The following is a 19088-nucleotide window of genomic DNA, read 5'->3' on the forward strand; positions in this document are numbered from 1 at the left end:
CCCGATAGCGGTGTGTCAGGTTCAGAAACCGTGACTGACACACCGCCATCGGGAGCAAGCCCCCTCCCACAGTGACAGCGTTAAGCCTTAACTGACTGGCATTAGGGCTTACCCCTTACTTTTTAAGCCCCGCCGGGCCATTGCCGATCTGCCACACAAACGGCGGCTCGGTGCCATTGATCACCCAATCGCCGACAATCCGCGCCTTGTAGATCACCGGGTTGTGGGATGACACGGTGCGCGCATTGCGCCAGTGGCGGTCAAGGGCTTTGCCCTGTCGTACGTCCGACGCGCCCAGCGCGTTGAACAATTCAGTGGTGGCGCGCTGGATCAATGCCGACACCACCACCTGCGCCGTCGCCGATTCAATTTCAGCCGCCACATTGGCTTCGCGTTCTGCCGCATCGTCTCCCGCAAAGCGCGCCAGGTAGGCCCGTTGCGCCGGTACGGCAGCTTTCAAGGCGCTGGCCTTGGCGGCATACACCCACGCGGCGACTTCGCCCACCACTTGCTGAACCTGTGCGTCCTGGCTGACATGCGCGGCATTGCCATGGCTGTAGATACGCTTGCGGCTGCGCACTTGGTGAGCCACGTCATTGAGTGCCGCCTGGCCAATCCCGGCCAGGCTCGCCAGCAACACCAACTGGTAGAACGCAGTCTGGTATTTGAAGCGGGTGGAAAAGTCGATGACGTTTTCAGCTTCCACCTGCGCCTCAATAAACCGTGTGGTGCCACTGCCGGTGGTGCGCTGGCCAAAACCGTCCCAGTCGTCGCTTTGCACCACGCCGGGCTGGTGCGTGCGGGTGGCGGCGATCACATCGGCGCCGGTGTCGCTGCGCTGGGCGTAGACGTCGATCCAGTCCGAGAACAGGCTGCCGGTGCTGTAGAATTTTTCACCGTTGAGCCGCCACTTATCGCCGTCGGGGCTGACCTGCGTGACCACCTCACCGATGGCGACATTGCCGATTTCGGTCCAGGCACAGCCGACGAGGTCGCCGTCGACAAAACGCTTGAACCACAGGTCGCGCCCGGCACTCGGTGCTGCATTCAAGCGGTCTTCGGCAAAGGCAAAATGCCCGCGCAGGGCTTGGGGGACGTTTGAATCGGCTGCGGCGAGCTCGATCAACAGCTCGAACAACTGGGGCAACGAGGCACCGCCACCGCCGTATTCCACTGGGACCCGCACGGCGCCAAAACCGGCTTGCTTGAGCCACTCGATCGGCTCGTGGGGCAGGGTGCGGGTATGTTCGCGTGCAACCGCGCCCTCGGCGATACGCTGGAAGATCGGCCGGAACCGTGCGGCCAAGGTGGCGTAGTCAACGCCGACGGACAGCGGGTTGATGATGTGTTGCTCAGTCATGGGGAACAGCTCCTCGGCAGTGATCAAGTCCTGAGGCAATTGCACAGTCCGTGCCGGGCTTGCGGGCCAGTGTTTACGGGGCAAGCGCGGCGGCGCACTGTTGCTCCAGCAACAGCGGATCGACAAATAGACAGGTTGCGCGCCAGCCGCCGCCCGGCGTGCCAACCTGCTTTATTCGCCGCAGCGCCTGTAGTACGGGCCTTTGCCTGAGCCTGGCATGCTTGCTGCTCAAGCCCTCGTACATCCCTTGTGTGAGGTACAGCCAGATGAGTCAGCAAGCCGTGAAATTCGCCTATTGGGTGCCCAACGTCAGCGGTGGGCTGGTGGTCAGCAAAATCGAACAACGCACCCATTGGGGCATCGACTACAACCGCAAACTGGCGCAATTGGCCGAAGCGGCGGGCTTTGAATACGGCCTGACGCAAATTCGCTTTACCGCAGGTTACGGTGCGGAAAACCAGCATGAATCCGTGGCGTTCAGCCATGCGCTATTGGCGGCGACCACCAAGCTCAAGGTCATCGCCGCGATCCTGCCGGGGCCCTGGCAACCGGCGCTGGCGGCCAAGCAGTTGGCGACCATCGACCAGCTCACCAACGGCCGTATCGCGGTGAACATTGTCAGCGGCTGGTTCAAGGGCGAATTCCAGGCCATTGGCGAGCCCTGGTTGGAGCACGATGAGCGCTACCGCCGTTCCGAGGAGTTTATCCGCGCCCTCAAAGGCATCTGGAGCCAGGACGACTTCACCTTCAAGGGCGACTTCTACCGTTTCAACAACTACACGCTCAAACCCAAGCCCCTCGGCCAGCCGGAAGTGTTCCAGGGCGGCAGCTCGCGGGCCGCGCGGGACATGGCGGCGCGGGTGTCGGACTGGTACTTCACCAACGGTAATACCCCCGAAGGCATCAAGGCCCAGGTCGATGATATTCGCGCCAAGGCCGCAGCCAATCACCATTCGGTGAAAATCGGCGTGAATGCCTTTGTGATCGCCCGCGACACCGAAGAAGAAGCCCAGGCCGTGCTGGCGGAGATTATCGACAAGGCCGATGCACAAGCGGTGAATGCCTTTGGCGATGCAGCCCGACAGGCCGGCCAAGCGTCACCGGAAGGCGAGGGCAACTGGGCCAAGTCCAGCTTCGAGGACCTGGTGCAGTACAACGACGGCTTCAAGACCAACCTGATCGGCACGCCGCAGCAAATCGCCGAGCGCATTGTTGCGCTCAAGGCCGTGGGAGTGGACCTGGTGCTGGCCGGCTTCCTGCACTTCCAGGAGGAAGTCGAGTACTTCGGCCAGCGCGTATTGCCGCTGGTACGCGAGCTGGAGGCCAGGGCCGGCGTCAAACAGGTGGCCTGAGCAGCGGTTTTTCCAGGCGCAGGGCGGCGGTGTGGTCGGCGTAGTAGTCGTTGATCAGGGCTAAGCGCCGATAACCGTTGCGCTCATACAAGGCGAGGGCAACCGGGTTATCGGTGCGCACTTCCAGGCGCAGGGCGGCGCAGCCCTGCTCCCGTGCGCGGGCCTCCATATGCGTCAGCAATTGCATACCCAGGCCGCAGCCGCGCGCAGCCTGGGTGATCGCAATCGAATACAAGCGGGCCAGGGCGCTGCCGCGCCGCAACAGCAGCAGCGCATAGCCGAGCAACTGCCCGTCACGTTCAGCGACCCACAACTGCCCATGCGCTCGGCTGATCATCCACTGAAAACTGCGTAACGAAAGCCGATCGCTGGTGAAACACTGCTGTTCCAGTGCCATCAATTCGGGCACGTCCGCCAAGGTTGCAATGCGCAAAGAAAGAGCCATATGACCGCCGTAAAAGTTGCGTAACGAAACGGGACTTCTCTAAAAGATCGTGCTTAATAGAAAAGGTCGAGTTCTCTAAAGCGGATCAAATATTATGTCGGCGGTAAACAGTCATTGGCGTGAAGTATCCGAGCAAACTGTCGCGGCGACAATAACCTCCGAGGGTTATTTTTCCAGCGTACCCAGACGTCCAAGCCAAGTTGTGATCATTGTCGAACGCAAGGAAGACTGGGCTTCCTACTTTCCCAGCGAAGACATCGTCACTGCCCAGGAATACCTGGAACAAACCCGCGAAAGCGAGCCGGGCAAGCGCGTGCAGGTCATCAACCTGTGCCGCAGCTACAAGTACCTGGGGCACGGTTACTATTGCTCGTTGCTGGCCGAGGCGCGCGGGCACAAGGTGATTCCGTCGGTGCGCACCATCAGTGAATTGACCAGGAAGTCGCTGTATGGTTTGTCCCTGGATAACTTGGATAAAACCCTCGATAAAGCCTTGAGTCATCATCTTTACAGCAATACCGAAGGGTTTACCCTGACCCTTTACTTTGGCCGAACGCATATAGACGCGTTGCAGGAATTGGCCCGCCAGTTATTTGAAACGTTCCCCTGTCCGATTTTGTTAGTTGAGTTTCGCAAACATAACGGTTGGCATATCGAAGGGGTCAAGTCCGGCGTATTGCATAAGTTGCGCGATGATCAGGAAGACCAGTTCGCCCATGCCCTCGACAACTACAGCCGCAAGATCTGGCGCCAACCGCGCTCCCGTCGATTGGCGCGTTATGACTTGGCCATCCTGCATGATCCCCAGGAGCAACTGCCACCGTCCAACGCCCGCGCACTGGAGAATTTCGTGCGGGTCGGCAGGGGCCTGGGGATTGATGTGGAACTCATCGAGCGCAAGGATTACTCACGCCTCGCCGAATATGACGCCTTGCTGATCCGCGAGACCACCAGCGTCGACAACCACACGTATCGCTTCGCCAAAAAGGCCGAGAGCGAAGGGCTGGTGGTGATGGACGATCCGGCATCGATCCTGCGCTGCACCAACAAGGTCTACCTCACCGACCTGCTCAACAGCCATCAACTGGGCATGCCCGCCACCGAGATCCTCTATAAGGAACGCCCGCAGGATTTCGAGCGAGTCGGCGAACGCCTGGGCTTCCCGCTGGTGTTGAAGATCCCCGACGGTTGTTTCTCCCGTGGCGTGATCAAGGTGGAAAGCCAGGCGGCCTTGCTCAAGGCCACTGCCGAGTTGTTCGAACATTCCGTACTGTTATTGGCCCAGGAGTTTTTCTACACCGAGTACGACTGGCGCATCGGCGTCCTCAACCGCAAGCCGATTTTTGCCTGCCAGTACTTCATGTCCAAGGGCCATTGGCAGATCTATAACCACAAAGCCATCGGCCAGGACATCAACGGCGAGTGCCGCACCCTGGCCGTCCACGAAGCGCCCAAGGCGGTGGTGGAGCTGGCGGTGAAAACCGCCAACCTGATCGGCGACGGCCTCTACGGCGTGGACCTCAAGCAATCCGGCGACAAGGTGGTGGTGATCGAGGTGAACGACAACCCCAACCTTGATGCGGGCATCGAAGATGCCTACCTGCAAGATGACCTGTACGGCCTGGTGCTGGAGGAGTTTGTGCGGCGCCTGGAGTTGAAGCGCCAGGGGCAGGTCTGGTAATACCCGGTGTTTGCCGCCTGTAGGCGCGCGCTGGCTCGCGAAAAACGTGCTGCCTGAATGAGCGCGGCGCCTGTGAGTTTTTCGCGAGCAAGCTTCCCCTACAGGAGCTGGGTCAAACGGCGGGCTGCAGCGTCAGCACCTCGAACCCGTCCGCCGTCACCGCCACGGTATGCTCCCATTGTGCCGACAAGCTATTGTCCCGGGTCACCACGGTCCATCCATCCTTCAGGCTGCGCACTTTCGAGCTGCCCTGATTGAGCATCGGCTCCACCGTGAACACCATCCCTTCACGCAACTCCATCCCGGTGCCGGGCCGGCCGAAGTGCAGGATCTGCGGTTCTTCGTGCATCTGGCGCCCAATCCCGTGGCCGCAATACTCACGCACCACACTGTACCCATTGGCCTGCGCATGGCTCTGGATCGCATGCCCGATATCCCCCAACCGTGCGCCGGGCCTGACCTGGCGGATGCCGGCCCACATCGCCTCAAAGGTCTTTTCCACCAGCCGCTGGGCTTTGGGGGCCACGTTTCCGATCATGTACATCTTGCTGGAGTCAGCGATAAAGCCGCCTTTTTCCAGGGTGATGTCGATATTGATGATGTCGCCGTCCTTGAGGATATCCTTGGCGCTGGGCATGCCATGGCACACCACTTCATTGATCGAGGTGTTGATGCAGAACGGGTAGTCGTATTGCCCCAGGCTCGCCGGGCGGGCCTTGAGGTCGTTGCGGATGAATGCCTCGACGGCACTGTCCAGCTCCAGGGTTGAGCGGCCGGCGGCGACAAGGCCGTCGAGCAGGGTAAACACCTGGGCCAGCAGGCGCCCGGCTTCACGCATCACGGCCAGTTGTGCGGGGGTCTTGATCATCAACTGCGGCCTCGGATCAGGTCGGGTTTGTCCAGCAACAGCTTATTGATCAGTTCGTTATAGGGCAGGTGCGGGTTGAGTTCGGCGAGCAGGCCGATCTTGATCCAGAATTCGGCCTGGGCGTTGATGGAGCGGTCCATGGCGGCGCTGGCCAGGCGTAGTTGTTCGTGCAACGGGTCGGTGATCTTGATGATGCCCATAGGGTTCACTGCGTAAATGGAATATACAAAGCGTATATGTTTCATATATCGTTCGTAAAGCCCGGCGGATAAATCGAGCGTGAGCATTGACTTGCCCGCGGGTCGCCGGTTAATTTCGTTGCATGACATTTCAAGCCTTCCGCAGCCATCCAAGCATTATTACCGCCATTCCTCATTTGGCGGGATAGCACACGGCTGCACCTAAACCCGCCCTAGAGGCGGGTTTTGTTTTTCCGACTCCTGGGCGCCTGACACACCACCAGGAGCCACCCATGACTACCCTGCGCGCCGTCCAGTCCACCGACACGAGCCTGCTTGAGCACTACGTGAAAAAGATCCTTGCCGCGCCGGTTTATGACCTGGCGGTGCGCACGCCCCTGCAAGCCGCGCCGGCGCTGTCGGCGTTGCTGGGCAACCAGGTGTTGCTCAAGCGCGAAGACCTGCAACCGACGTTCTCCTTCAAGATCAGAGGGGCCTACAACCGCCTGGTGCAACTGACGGCCGAACAAAAGGCCCGAGGCGTAGTGACGGCGTCGGCGGGCAATCATGCCCAGGGGGTGGCGCTGGCGGCGCGTGAGCTGGGGATCCGCGCGCGCATTGTCATGCCGTGTACCACGCCGGAGTTGAAGGTGTTGGGCGTACGCTCGCGTGGCGCCGACGCGGTACTGCATGGGGAAAGCTTCCCGTTGGCCCTGGCCCACGCGCTGCAACTGGTCGAGACCTCGGGTTGCACGTTTGTCTCGCCCTTTGATGACCCGGATGTGATTGCCGGCCAAGGCACGGTTGCCATGGAAATACTGCGTCAGCAGCAGGGGCCGCTGGACGCGATCTTCGTGCCGGTGGGGGGCGGTGGTTTGATCGCCGGCATCGCGGCGTATGTGAAATACCTGCGGCCGCAAGTGCGCATCGTCGGGGTCGAGTCCGAAGGCTCCAGTTGCCTGTTGGCCGCCCTGCAAGCGGGCGAGCGGGTGGTGCTGCCCAGTGTCGATGGGTTTGCCGATGGCACGGCGGTGGCGCAGATCGGCGCGTACGGGTTTGAGATCTGCCACAACTGGGTAGATGAAGTCATCACCGTAAGCAACGACGAATTGTGCAGTGCCATCAAGTTGATCTACGACGATACCCGCTCCATCACCGAGCCTTCCGGCGCACTGGCGGTGGCTGGGCTACGCCGTTATGTGGCGCAACGTGATGTGCGCGGGCAAACGTTGGTGGCGGTTAATTCAGGGGCTAATATCAACTTTGATAGTTTACGACATGTTGCTGAAAGGGTCGCCGCACAAGGTCCGGTTTAATACAAGTGCGTAAGTTAAACGTTTAATCAGCGGGTTTCGACGAAAGTTCACCCGGTATAACCGGGGCATGCGTCAAGTTATATGAATCAGCCGTGTGCTTATGAGGAATGGTTACAACGCACCTTGAGTTTGCCGAGTAGGCTGATGGAGGTAAGCGTCTTCCAGGGTCGGCAAGACGTGGCAAGGCACATGCCTGCCGGACACACCATGATGTAGTTGGCAGTCTCATAAATATAAGGAGAGGTTGGTCATGCTTTCGGAATTAGAACTTCGCAGCATTATTGAAGGAAGTTTCCTGCCCAAACGGTGCGAATGCACCAAAGCCGAAGATGCTTCGCTGACGATCAAAGTCTTTGACGACCAGGATCGTGACCGGGTGGATTTGGAAGTCAAAGGGATAAACGCGGACACACTCGACAGCAGTCGAGCCATTTGTAACCTGATCACCGGGTTGCGTGAAGACCTCCGGCAAGCCCATGCACCCGTCCTGCAAAGAGTTGGCGGACGTGGCTATTACTAGGCCGACGCCTGAGGTTGAGTGACTGAAGACCGGTGGGCCTGGATACATCCCAGGCCCAGTGCCGTTACCGTGGCCGCCGCGAGCAGGCGGGCGGGGTGTGCATTTTCCTGATGCTTCATTCACAACTCAGTTCTGAAAGTCGCAGGCTTCGGACATCTTCCGGTAGCCCACGTCTTCCACCTTGCCTGCCTTGTCCACGAATTTGATATCCGCATTGATGACCTTGCACTCGTCGGTATCGGTTTCGTGCATGGCGATCACTCTGTCGATGTTCAATGGCATCCCGTATTGATATTGCACGGGTTTGGCCGCAGCCGGCGAGGTATCGGCCTGGGCCATGCCCGAGCCTGCCGCCAGAGCCAATGTGCCGGTGAACAGGCCGGTAAACAGTAAGGTACGCAGTTTCATGATGGTGCTCCGCAAAGGGTTCGACTTCACTGTCGACCGGCGGGATTAACCATCGATTAATTTTTTCCTGGCTGACAAAACCTTCATGAACCCAACTGGTGGCGATACGGCAGGTCCGGTCCGGTCTTGCTGCAGGTCATGGCGGCGGCGCGGATGGCAAAGCCGAGCATGCTGTCCACCTGCGCGCGGGTCAGCTGCTGCAGGCCCTCCACCGAATCCAGCTGTTGCTCGGTCAACCAGGCAATCAGCGCAGCCTGGAAGGTGTCACCCGCCCCCACGGTATCGGCCATCACCACCTTGACTGCCGGTTGCGACCACGTGCCGTGCTGGCGGCTGAATACGCTGGCGCCATCGCCGCCGCGGGTGAGGAATACCAGCTGGCAACGGTGCTGCAGCCAACCTTGCAGCACGCTTTCCGGCGATTGCTCGGGGTAGAGCAGGTGCAGGTCTTCATCGCTGACCTTGATCAGGTCGGCATGCTTGACCAGCTCGGCCACGCGGTCGCGCCATAGCTGGATGTCCGGCTGCGGGTTGAGGCGCACGTTGGGGTCGAGGCTGATCAAACGCTTGCCGCTTTCGCGCTTGACCAGGCTCAGCAGGGTGTCGCCCACCGGCTGTACCACCAGTGAAAATGAGCCGATATGCAAGCCACGAATGTCTGCGCCCAGCTCGGGTAGATGGGCGATCTCCAGCAGTCGGTCGGCACAGCCTTCACCACGGAAGTTGTACTGCGGCGAGCCATTGGCGCCCACGGCAACCATCGACAACGTGGTGGGTGCGGCAAACTCCACCAGGAATTGCTCATCTACGCCCTCGTCCTTGAGCACCTGCAGCAGGCGTCGCCCCAGGAAGTCGGTCGACAACCCGCCGAACAGACCGGCCGCGATACCGAGACGGCGCAGGCCCACCGCCACGTTGAACGGCGATCCCCCGGCAATCGCCTTGTAATTGACCTTGGAAGCCTGCCCGCTGGCATCTTCTTCGCTGAAAAAATCGAACAGCGCTTCGCCACACACCAGATACATAGTCGTTCGCTCTTAAAGGGTTGCCACGAGCTGCTGGTAGCGCTCGTAAGCCTGTTGATAGGCACTGACATTGCTTGCCACCGGCAGGGTACGGCTGGTGGGTTCGACACTCACACATTTGTCGCAGAGGCTGGCCAGGGATTCGCCGGACTGGCTCCACGCGGCCTGGATCGCCGCGCCCAGGGCGGCGGCTTCGCTTTGTTCGGTGCACACCACTTCGGTGTTCATGATATCGGCGACCATCTGCCGCCACACCGGGCTTTTCGAGCCACCGCCGATCAGTCGGATACTCTGGCTTTGCAGGCCGGTCTGGCGCAGCAGATCCAGGCCGTAGCGCAGGCCGAAGGTGGTGCCTTCGACCACGGCGCGGCACAGGTTGGCGCGAGTCAGGTTGGTCATGGTCAAGCCGTGCAGGCTGCCGGTGGCGTGGGGCAGGGCGGGCACGCGTTCGCCGTTGAGGAACGGCAGCATGCTCACGCCCTCGGCGCCGACCGGGGCTTGCGCGACCAGGCTGTTGAATGCCGCCAGGTCGAGCTCGAACAACTCGCGAACCACCCCGGTGGCATTGGTCAGGTTCATGGTGCAGATCAGCGGCAGCCAGCCGCCGCTGGATGAGCAGAAGGTCGCCACCGATGCCTGCGGGCTGACGCTGGGTTGGTCGGCAAAGGCATACACGGTGCCCGATGAGCCCAGGCTCATGGTGATGACGCCCGGGGCAATATTGCCGGTACCGATGGCGCCCATCATATTGTCGCCGCCACCGCTGGAAACCACCGCGCCGGGATTGATGCCCAGGCGTTCGGCGATGGCCGGCAGCACGCTGCCCACCGTCTGGTTCGCCTCGATCAGCTGCGGCAACGCGGCCTCCAGGCGGCCGCTGGGGTCGATGTGCTGGAGCAGGTCCAGATCCCACCTGCGGGTGCGCACATTGAAGTAACCGGTGCCTGAAGCATCGCCGTATTCCGCGACGGCGCGGCCGGTCAGCCAGTAGTTCAGGTAGTCGTGGGGCAACAGGATATGGGCGATGCGGGCGAATACATGCGGGTGTTGTTCGCGGGTCCAGAGCAGTTTCGACACGGTGTAGCCCGGTGCGATCGCCACACCGAGACGTTCCAGCGAGCCTTGTTCGCCCCCCAGATACGCGAGCAGGCGCTCGTTTTCAGGCGTGGTTTCGGTGTCACACCACAGTTTGGCCGGGCGCAGTACCTGGCCCTGGTCATCGAGCAAGACCAGCCCGTGCTGTTGGCCGGAAACACCGATGCCGAGGATGTCCTGGCCATCCACACCAGCCTGTTGCAGGGCGCGGTGAGTGGCTTCGGTAAAGGCGTCGAGCCACTCCTGAGTGTGCTGCTCGCGCCGGCCGTTGGCACCGCTGATCAGTGTATGCGCGGCGGCGCCCAGGCCCAGGACTTTGCCGCTGGAAGCATCAAGGACGATGGCCTTGGTGCCCTGGGTGCCACAGTCGATGCCAAGGAACAGGTTTTGCCGGGTCATGGTGGGGTGCTCAGCATTATTGTTTGATGGTAAATGCGGTCAATGTGGGAGGGGGCTTGCTCCCGATAGCGGTGCACCAGTCAATACAGACTTAACTGACCCACCGCTATCGGGAGCAAGCCCCCTCCCACAGTTTCAAGCCGGTTTCTTCAGCAGTTGCTCCAGGGTTCGGGTGACGCCGTGATCGCGCAAGCTGGAAAAGCACCGTTCAAACGCTGCCACAAACTCAGGCGAATTGGGAATAGCCGTGCCGAAAATCTCTTCAACCGCGAGCAGGCGTCGGCTGATCAAGGCGTCATCGCTCACCAGCCCCTGGCAGAATTCGGCACGCGGGTCGGGGATCTTGTAGCTCACGCCATTCTCATCCACACCCTTCAAATACAGCGCCCAGGCGGCGACTACCAGTGCTGCGCGTTCAGTCTCCCGGCCGTCGGCAATCAGGCGATTGATCGTCGGCACGGTGAACTTGGGAAACTTCGACGAGCCGTCGGAACACACGCGCTCCAGCTGGTCGGCGATCGCCCGGTTGGAAAAGCGCTCCACCAGGCTCTGTTTATAGTCGCTCAGGTTGATGCCCGGCACCGGTGCCAGGTTCGGCGTGACGTCCAGGTCCATGTAGGCACGCATATAGGCCACAAACAGCGGGTCGTTCATGGTCTCGTGCACAAACCGGTAGCCCTTGAGAAAACCCAGGTAGGTCAGCGCCAGGTGGCTGCCATTGAGCAGGCCGATCTTCATTTCTTCATACGGCGTCACGTCGTCGGTGAACTGCACGCCGACCTTCTCCCACGCCGGGCGGCCGTTGACGAAGCGGTCTTCGAGTACCCACTGCACAAAGGGTTCGCACACCACTGGCCAGGCATCGTCGATGCCATGCTCATCATGCAGTTGCAGGCGATGGGCGGTGCTGGTCATCGGGGTGATGCGGTCGACCATGGCGTTGGGAAAACTCACGTTGGCCTTGATCCAGTCGTGCAGCTCGGCGTTGTGCAGGGCGGCAAATGCCAGCAGCGCTTTGCGGGTGACCGCGCCGTTGTGCGGCAGGTTATCGCAGGACATCACGGTAAATGCCGGAGTGCCCGCCGCACGGCGTTGGGTCAACGCCGCGCAGATGAACCCGAACACCGTTTTAGGTGCGTTCGGGTGGGCCAGGTCGTGCTGGATCTGCGGCAGATGGGCCATGAACTCGCCGGTGCTGTCGTCGATGCAGTAACCGCCTTCGGTGATGGTCAGCGAAACAATGCGAATCTCGGGGCTGGCCAGTTTGTCGATCAGCGCCCGGGCACCGTCTTCGGCCAGCAGCATGTCGCTGATCGAGCCGATCACGCGCACTTCGGTGTCGTCGGTATCGCCCAGTTCATACAGGGTGAACAGGTAGTCCTGGCCGGCCAGGTCGTCGCGGGCCTTGCGATCCTCGCTGCGCAGGCCGACGCCGCAGATGCTCCAGTCCAGGCCCTCGCCGGTATTCATCAGGGCATCGGTGTAATACGCCTGATGCGCACGGTGGAAACCGCCGACGCCAATATGGGCGATGCCTTGGGTGGTGTCGGCAATCGCATAGGCCGGCAGTTTCACCTGCGGCGCCAGTTGAGTGAGGTGCTGTTTATTCAGTTTCATCACAAGTCTCGCGAAATCAGGCGGCGGCGCGCAGTGGGCGGGCCACGGCGACACCCTCGGTATCGAATAGATGGCAGTGCGCCGGGTCCAGGTGCAGGTGCAGCGTTTCGCCGTACTGGCTGGCCATGTCGCCGCGAATGCGCAGGGTCAAAGGCTCGCCGCTGGCGGTCACGACATGGCAGAAGGTGTCACTGCCCAGGCGTTCGCCGACGTCGGCGGTGACGGTCAGCGTGGTCTGGCCGGGTGCGGCGATTTCCAGGTGCTCCGGGCGAATCCCCAGGGTCACGGCACTGCCCACGCTCAAGCTGGCGCTGCTCAAGGGCAGGTTGATCAGGGTGCCGGCGTCCAGCTGCACGGCGCAGCCTTGGCTGTCGACGCGGGTGACCTGGCCTTTGAGGAAGCCCATTTTCGGCGTGCCGAGAAACCCTGCCACAAACAGGTTGGCCGGCCGGTGATACAGCTCCAGCGGCGAGCCGACTTGCTCGATGCGGCCACTGTTGAGCACCACCACCTTGTCGGCCAGGGTCATGGCTTCGACCTGGTCATGGGTCACGTAGATCATGGTCGCTTGCAGTTCCTTGTGCAGGCGTGCCAGTTCCAGGCGCATCTGCACGCGCAGCGCGGCGTCGAGGTTGGACAGCGGCTCGTCGAACAGGAATATCTTCGGGTTGCGCACAATCGCGCGTCCAATCGCCACGCGTTGGCGTTGGCCGCCGGACAGTTGCTTGGGCTTGCGCTCCAGCAACGGACCCAGTTCGAGAATGCGAGCCGCTTCGCTGACTTTGCTTTCAACCAGTTTTTTGTCGACACCGGCCAGGTCCAGGGCAAACGACATGTTCTTGCGCACACTCATGTGCGGGTACAGCGCATAGGTCTGGAACACCATCGCCAGGTCGCGCTTGGCCGGGGTCACTTCGGTGATGTCGCGGCCATCCAGTTCGATGGTGCCTTCGGTCACCTCTTCCAGGCCGGCGATCAGGCGCAGCAGGGTCGATTTACCGCAGCCCGATGGGCCGACGAACACCACGAACTCCTTGTCGTTCACTTCCAGGTCGACGCCCTTTATGATCGAGAAGCCTTCGAAGCCTTTTTGCAGATTGTTGATTTTCAGGTTGGCCATGATGGGCCTCCATCTTCAAATTATTATCAGGAAACCGTTACTTCACGGCGCCGAAGGACAAACCGCGCACCAGCTGTTTCTGGCTGATCCAGCCAAAGATCAGGATCGGCGCACAGGCCAGCGTCGACACGGCCGACAACTTGGCCCAGAACAAGCCTTCGGGGCTGGAGTACGAGGCGATCAGCGCGGTCAGCGGGGCGGCGCTGGACGAGGTCAGGTTCAGCGACCAGAACGCCTCGTTCCAGCACAGGATCAGCGACAGCAACACGGTGGAGGCCAGGCCGCCCTTGGCGATCGGCAGCAGCACGCGGACCATTTCCTGCCACAGGGTGGCGCCATCCAGGCGGGCGGCTTCGAGGATGTCCTTGGGGATGTCCTTGAAGTAGGTGTAAACCATCCAGACCACGATCGGCAGGTTGATCAGGGTGTAGATGATGATCAGCGCAATCCGTGTATCCAACAGGCCAAAGCTCTTGGCCAGCAGGTAGATCGGCATCAATACACCCACCGGCGGCAGCATCTTGGTGGACAGCATCCACAGCAGCGTGCCTTTGGTGCGCTGGGTTTCGTAGAACGCCATGGAGTAGGCGGCCGGCACCGAGATCAGCAGGCACAGGGCGGTAGCGCTGAAGGAAATCACCACGGAGTTCCAGGCGTACGCAAAGTAATTGCTGCGCTCGTTGATGTGCAGGTAGTTCTCCAGCGTCGGCGTGAAGATGAACTGCGGCGGCGTGGCAAAGGCATCGATTTCAGTCTTGAAGCTGGTCAGCACCATCCAGAAGATTGGGAAGAAAATCAGGATCGCGATGGCCCAGGCCAGCGTGCCGAGCAACACACTTTGCAGGCGGCGGGATTGTTGAAGCGTCATGGCGCGGCCCTCAAGGCTTGTCAGTCAGGTTTTTGCCGATCATCCGCACCAGGATGATCGCCGCGATATTGGCGATGACCACGGCGATCAAGCCGCCGGCCGAGGCCATGCCCACGTCGAACTGCACCAGCGCCTGGTTGTAGATCAGGTAGGCGAGGTTGGTCGAGGCGTAGCCCGGGCCACCGTTGGTGGTGGTGAAGATTTCGGCGAACACCGAGAGCAGGAAGATGGTTTCGATCATCACCACCACGGCAATCGGGCGCGCCAGGTGGGGCAGGGTCAGGTGCCAGAAGATCGCGATGGCGCCGGCACCGTCCAGGCGCGCCGCCTCCTTTTGTTCCTGGTCGAGGGATTGCATGGCGGTCATCAGCAGCAAAATGGCGAAGGGCAGCCATTGCCACGACACGATGATGATGATCGACAGCAACGGGTAGTGCGCCAGCCAGTCCACCGGCTCGGCCCCGAACAGCTTCCACACGGCGGCGAGAATCCCCGAGACCGGGTGGAAAATCAGGTTCTTCCAGATCAGTGCTCCGACGGTGGGCATGATGAAGAACGGCGAGATCAGCATCACCCGCACCAGGCCGCGGCCGAAGAACTCACTGGCTTCCAGCAGGGCACTGATCAGCACGCCGAACACCACGCTGATCAGCAGTACGCTGCCCACCAGTAGCAGGGTATTGGTCGCGCCGGGCAGGAAGCCCGAGTCGGTGATGAAGTAAGTGAAGTTTTCCAACCCCACGAATGAGTTTTCGCCGGGGTAGAGCAGGTTGTAGCGGATCAGCGAAAAGTACAGGGTCATGCCCAGCGGTACGATCATCCACAACAGCAGCAAGGCTACTGAAGGGCTGACAAGGAACCAGCCAGGGTTGGCCAGGCGGTTTTTGGCGGGTGTATTCATGGTATTCAAGGCCAGTACAGAGCGAGAATCGGAGTGCGGTCAGGGTGGGAGGGGGCAAACCCCCTCCCACATTGACGGTGAGATGCCTGGGTTACTTGGGGTAACCGGCCCGCTTCATTTCACGCTCGGTGGTGGTTTGCGCGGCGCTCAAGGCCTGGTCCACCGTCTGCTGGCCCGTCAGCGCACCGGAGAAGAACTTGCCAACCTGGGTACCAATCGCCTGGAACTCAGGAATGGTCACCAACTGGATACCGATATACGGCACCGGCTTGAGCGTCGGTTTGGTCGGGTCGGCGACTTTCAGCGATTCCAGCGTCACCTTGGCGAACGGCGCGGCCTTCATGTATTCGTCGCTGTAGGTCGACTTGCGCGTGCCTGGCGGCACATTGGCGATGCCGTCGGTCTTGGCCACCAGTTGGCTGTATTCCTTGGAGGTGGCCCAACTGGTGAACACCTTGGCGGCGTCCTTGGCTTTGGAGCTGGTCGGGATCGCCAGGCTCCACGAGTACAGCCAGGACGTGCCCTTATCGGTTTTCTCGTGGGGGGCGAAGGTGAAGCCGACGTGGTCAGCCACCTTGCTCTGGGTTTTGTCGGTGACAAATGAGCCGGCCACGCTGGCGTCGACCCAGATCGCGCATTTGCCGCTGTTGAACAGCGCCAGGTTTTCGTTGAAACCATTGCTGGACGCACCGGGCGGACCGGATTTCTTCATGTTGTCGACGTAGAAGGTCAGCGCGTCCTTCCACTCAGGCCCATTGAATTCCGGCTGCCACTTCTCATCGAACCAGCGTGCGCCGTAGCCGTTGGCCAGGGTGGTGATCAGCGCCATGTTCTCGCCCCAACCGGCTTTGCCACGCAGGCACAGGCCGTACTGCTCTTTGGTCTTGTCGGTGAGTTTGGCGGCGAATTCGCCGATCTGGGTCCAGGTGGGATGTTCGGGCATCGTCAGCCCGGCGTCCTTGAACAGGTCGGTGCGGTAATAGGTGATCGAGCTTTCGGCGTAGAAAGGCAACGCGTACAGCGAGCCTTTGACCGACAGGCCGTCACGCACCGAAGGGAATACGTCGTCGAGGTCGTAGGACGCCGGCAGATCCTTCATCGGCTCCAGCCAGCCTTTGGCGCCCCAGAGTGCAGCTTCGTACATGCCGATGGTCAACACGTCGAACTGCCCGCCCTGGGTGGCGATGTCGGTGGTCAAGCGTTGGCGCAATACGTTTTCTTCGAGCACCACCCAGTTCAGCTTGATCTCCGGATGCTCGGTCTCGAAGGTTTTCGAGAGCTTTTGCATGCGGATCATGTCGCTGTTGTTCACGGTGGCGATGGTCAGGGTTTGCGCGCCAAAGCTGACGGCGCTGAGGGTCATGCAGGTGGTCATGCAAGTAAAGGCAAGCAGAGATTTTGCTGTGAACTTCATCGCGCACTCCATTTCCGCGCCCAGAGGGCTACAGAAGGACAGTTATTGTTGTTGTGTCTTCCCACAGGGAGTCAGGAAGAGTGTGCGTTGATTACAGCCTTGAAATGGGGAGGTGACAAATCCTTGGGAGCACTTCGGCTGATACTTTTTTGCACTCGCTGCCGGTGACTGAAAGCTTCAGGCCAGGTTCTGCTCAGTCAACCGCTGCACCGCCAAACGCCGATAGTGGGACGGGGTCATGCCCTTGAGCTGCTGAAAGCGTCGGTTGAAGTTGGAGATGTTGTTGAAGCCGGATTCAAAACATACATCCGTCACCGCTTTATCGCCGTCGGCCAGCAGTTCGCAGGATTTGCTGATGCGCAGTCGATTGACGAATTCGATAAACGTGCGCCCGGTGGCCTGTTTGAAGACTCGTGAAAAATAGGTCGGCTTCATCCCCAGGTAGTCCGCCACTTCTTCCAGCGGCAGCTCGCGTGCGTAGTGGGCAAAGATATAGTCCACCGCGCGGTTGGTGCGGTCGATGCTGTGTTCATCCGCCAGTTGCGGGGTGGTGACGCCCGAGAGCAACTGGTAGTCCTCGCAGGCGCTGAGCACCTCCAGCAGGATGAAGAAGTGCCCCAGGCGCGCCATGCCCTGGGCGTCTTCGATACGTTGCATCAAGGTCATGGCTTGGGCGATGGTCTTTTTGCAGCGAAATTCGATGCCGTACTGTGCCCGCTCCAACAGCGGCGCCAAGGTCTTGAGTTCGGTAAAGATCTGGCTGCCGTTCTCCAGCAACTCATCGGTGAAATTCACCAGCATGTCGCGCTTGGGCACCACCTCGTCTTCCTCCACCTGGCTGATCCAGTTGTGGGGCAGGTTAGGGCCGGTGAGGAACAGGCTTTCCGGGTAGAAATTGCCGATATAGTCCCCGATAAACACCTTGCCGGAGCTGGCGACGATCAGGTGCAGCTCGTATTCCTTGTGGAAGTGCCAGCGCACCAGGGGGCAGGGGAAACCATGCTGGCGATAGATGATGGACAGGCCGTTGTGGTCGTCCATCAGCTCGTAGGAAGGGTCGGTGATTCGCGTTGCTCGGGTCATGCTGCCGTCGCTTTATTGTGGTTGCTGCGTAGGATAATGCCCCGTTGCATGCAACCTCGCCAGCCTCGGCGTTTAAGGCAGGCGGTTTTTTGCCTCAATCCACTGGGACATGTACTGGGTGCTTTTATGGGCATGGTGACGCAGCATGCTGCCGGTGAAGTTATCCCGTCGATGGGCCGCAAGCCGGCTGCGGCACTCCTCCAGGCACGCCACCAACGCCGGGCCGTGGACGTTCTGATCATAGCGCCGGGCCAGTAGCTGGCGGCCGTTTTCCTGGGCCTGGGTCCAGCGCTCGCGGTCTTGATACAACGCCACGGCCGCCGCAGCCAGGGCGGATGCACTCTGCTCGATCATGCCGGGCCAGGGTTGCTCGTCGCCCATGGCTTCGGCGCCGATCGGCGTGGTGATGTTCGGGGTGCCGCAAAGCATGGCATCCGCCAGTTTGCCTTTGATGCCGGCACCGAAGCGCAAGGGCGCCAGGCAGATACGCGCTGCGGTCATCACCTGCAAGGCGTCTTCGGCCCAGTTCATCACATGGAAACCCTGGGCTGGGTTGTGCAGGGCCGTGGCTTTGGGCGGGGTGTAGGCGCCGTAGATATGCAGCTGGACGCCGGGCAATTGCTGGCGGATCAGCGGCCAGAGGCTGTTTTTCATCCAGAGCACCGCATCCCAGTTCGGGGCGTGGCGGAAGTTGCCGATGCTGAGGAAGTGCGCACGGTCTTCAAAGGGCGCAAAGGGCTCGGTAGGGGGCGCCATCATCAGCGGGCACCAATGGAGCAGGGCCGCCGGCACCTTGAACTGCTCGGTGAGCAGGCGGATTTCCAGGTCGGAGATCATCAGGCTGATGTCACAGCGGTAAATCGCGGCGATCTCGCGCTTGGCCAGGTCGGTGTCGGCCATGCATTGGAATGCCGGTTGCAAATCGGCGCAGAACAGGGCGCTGAAGTCATCACCGTCGGGGTCAGCCTTGAGATGCTCCTTGAGGCGCTGATGGCGCGCATCGCGCAGGCTTTGCAGGTCTGAGGTTTCCAGTACGCGCAGGGCATCCGGGCAGCATTTTTCCACGCGCCAGCCGAACTGTTCTTCCATCATGAAACGGTCGAACAGCACGATATCCGGGGCCAGTTCGCGGATAAAGTCATCGAAACTGCTGTTATTGAGTTCGATGGCGCGTTCGGCAATGCCCAGTGCCGGCAGGTCGGCCTTATGTTCGCCAATGGTGGCGGGGCTACTGAAGGTAATGTCCCAACCTTGTGTAAGAAAGCTCTCCAGGATCTGCATCATATGCCCGCCTGCGGCAGAAGAACGGGGTTCCGGCCAGACGTAACCAATGACCAGGACTTTGGTGGCGGGCTGATTCATCAACGACGAGTTCCTTGAGGGGCGGGCGAAAGCGCGCAATTAAACCACAACGGCACGACATGACAATTTGTGTAC

Annotated in this window: 17 protein-coding genes and 1 pseudogene; 4 read left to right on the plus strand and 14 right to left on the minus strand. The window is 60.7% G+C overall.

All coding sequences use genetic code 11. From position 1 onward, the window contains the following. Positions 1-115 precede the first annotated feature (115 nt). Positions 116-1360 carry an acyl-CoA dehydrogenase family protein gene (locus C9383_RS22060; protein WP_090371410.1) on the minus strand — a complete coding sequence of 415 codons (1245 nt, stop codon included), beginning with the start codon at positions 1358-1360 and terminating at the stop codon, positions 116-118. 266 nt (positions 1361-1626) lie between these two features. On the opposite strand from C9383_RS22060, the gene sfnG reads away from it, so the two are divergent. Further along, positions 1627-2712 carry a dimethylsulfone monooxygenase SfnG gene (gene sfnG / locus C9383_RS22065; protein ID WP_090371408.1) on the plus strand — a complete coding sequence of 362 codons (1086 nt, stop codon included), beginning with the start codon at positions 1627-1629 and terminating at the stop codon, positions 2710-2712. On the opposite strand, the pseudogene C9383_RS22070 reads toward sfnG, so the two are convergent. After that, a pseudogene (locus C9383_RS22070) lies at positions 2708-3157 on the minus strand (GNAT family N-acetyltransferase); the annotation flags it as partial. The gene sfnG and the pseudogene C9383_RS22070 sit on opposite strands and share 5 nt — an antisense overlap. A 94-nt stretch (positions 3158-3251) precedes the next feature. Between C9383_RS22070 and C9383_RS22075 the strand changes: the two are divergent. Then, a complete protein-coding gene (locus C9383_RS22075; RefSeq protein ID WP_090371404.1) occupies positions 3252-4838 on the plus strand; it encodes a RimK family ATP-grasp domain-containing protein in 1587 nt (528 codons plus the stop codon). A gap of 112 nt (positions 4839-4950) precedes the next feature. On the opposite strand, the gene map is transcribed toward C9383_RS22075, so the two are convergent. Beyond that, positions 4951-5706 carry a type I methionyl aminopeptidase gene (map, locus tag C9383_RS22080; protein ID WP_090371402.1) on the minus strand — a complete coding sequence of 252 codons (756 nt, stop codon included), beginning with the start codon at positions 5704-5706 and terminating at the stop codon, positions 4951-4953. Then, positions 5706-5906, minus strand: a complete 201-nt coding sequence (locus tag C9383_RS22085) for a ParD-like family protein (protein WP_060757061.1) — start codon at positions 5904-5906, stop codon at positions 5706-5708. The genes map and C9383_RS22085 overlap by 1 nt, the downstream gene beginning before the upstream one ends. A gap of 272 nt (positions 5907-6178) precedes the next feature. Between C9383_RS22085 and ilvA the strand changes: the two genes are divergently transcribed. Both ilvA and C9383_RS22095 read left to right on the plus strand, forming a co-directional pair. Then, complete coding sequence (gene ilvA, locus C9383_RS22090; RefSeq protein WP_090371400.1) at positions 6179-7201, plus strand: threonine ammonia-lyase, biosynthetic; 1023 nt, start codon at positions 6179-6181, stop codon at positions 7199-7201. A gap of 250 nt (positions 7202-7451) precedes the next feature. Next, positions 7452-7721, plus strand: coding sequence for a DUF1652 domain-containing protein (locus C9383_RS22095; RefSeq protein ID WP_060757060.1), 270 nt, complete (start codon positions 7452-7454; stop codon positions 7719-7721). Positions 7722-7847: 126 nt separating this feature from the next. Here C9383_RS22095 and C9383_RS22100 read toward each other — a convergent pair whose 3' ends face one another. The 10 genes from C9383_RS22100 to C9383_RS22145 all read right to left on the minus strand — a co-directional run bounded on the left by C9383_RS22100 (position 7848) and on the right by C9383_RS22145 (position 19013). After that, positions 7848-8129 (minus strand): DUF2790 domain-containing protein, encoded by a 282-nt coding sequence (locus C9383_RS22100; RefSeq protein WP_060757059.1) that lies wholly within the window; start codon positions 8127-8129, stop codon positions 7848-7850. A gap of 83 nt (positions 8130-8212) precedes the next feature. Then, on the minus strand, positions 8213-9154 hold the full coding sequence (locus C9383_RS22105; RefSeq protein WP_060757058.1) for a carbohydrate kinase family protein: 942 nt from the start codon (positions 9152-9154) through the stop codon (positions 8213-8215). A 12-nt stretch (positions 9155-9166) separates the two neighbouring features. Further along, a complete protein-coding gene (xylB, locus tag C9383_RS22110) occupies positions 9167-10648 on the minus strand; it encodes a xylulokinase (RefSeq protein ID WP_090371398.1) in 1482 nt (493 codons plus the stop codon). Between the two features lie 135 nt (positions 10649-10783). Beyond that, positions 10784-12265: a mannitol dehydrogenase family protein gene (locus tag C9383_RS22115; RefSeq protein ID WP_060757056.1), complete on the minus strand. Its 1482-nt coding sequence runs from the start codon at positions 12263-12265 to the stop codon at positions 10784-10786. A 16-nt stretch (positions 12266-12281) separates the two neighbouring features. Further along, complete coding sequence (locus C9383_RS22120; RefSeq protein ID WP_060757055.1) at positions 12282-13385, minus strand: ABC transporter ATP-binding protein; 1104 nt, start codon at positions 13383-13385, stop codon at positions 12282-12284. Between the two features lie 37 nt (positions 13386-13422). Then, positions 13423-14253, minus strand: coding sequence for a carbohydrate ABC transporter permease (locus C9383_RS22125; protein WP_060757054.1), 831 nt, complete (start codon positions 14251-14253; stop codon positions 13423-13425). 10 nt (positions 14254-14263) lie between these two features. Then, entirely contained in the window at positions 14264-15154 is an 891-nt protein-coding gene (locus C9383_RS22130) for a carbohydrate ABC transporter permease (protein WP_060757053.1), read from the minus strand. A 91-nt stretch (positions 15155-15245) separates the two neighbouring features. Continuing rightward, positions 15246-16529 carry an ABC transporter substrate-binding protein gene (locus C9383_RS22135; RefSeq protein WP_413037849.1) on the minus strand — a complete coding sequence of 428 codons (1284 nt, stop codon included), beginning with the start codon at positions 16527-16529 and terminating at the stop codon, positions 15246-15248. 216 nt (positions 16530-16745) lie between these two features. Continuing rightward, entirely contained in the window at positions 16746-17651 is a 906-nt protein-coding gene (locus C9383_RS22140) for an AraC family transcriptional regulator (RefSeq protein ID WP_060757051.1), read from the minus strand. 72 nt (positions 17652-17723) lie between these two features. Next, positions 17724-19013, minus strand: a complete 1290-nt coding sequence (locus C9383_RS22145; RefSeq protein ID WP_090371394.1) for a glycosyltransferase — start codon at positions 19011-19013, stop codon at positions 17724-17726. Positions 19014-19088 lie beyond the last annotated feature (75 nt).

It is taken from the genome of Pseudomonas palleroniana, assembly GCF_003031675.1.
Classification (GTDB): domain Bacteria; phylum Pseudomonadota; class Gammaproteobacteria; order Pseudomonadales; family Pseudomonadaceae; genus Aquipseudomonas; species Aquipseudomonas palleroniana.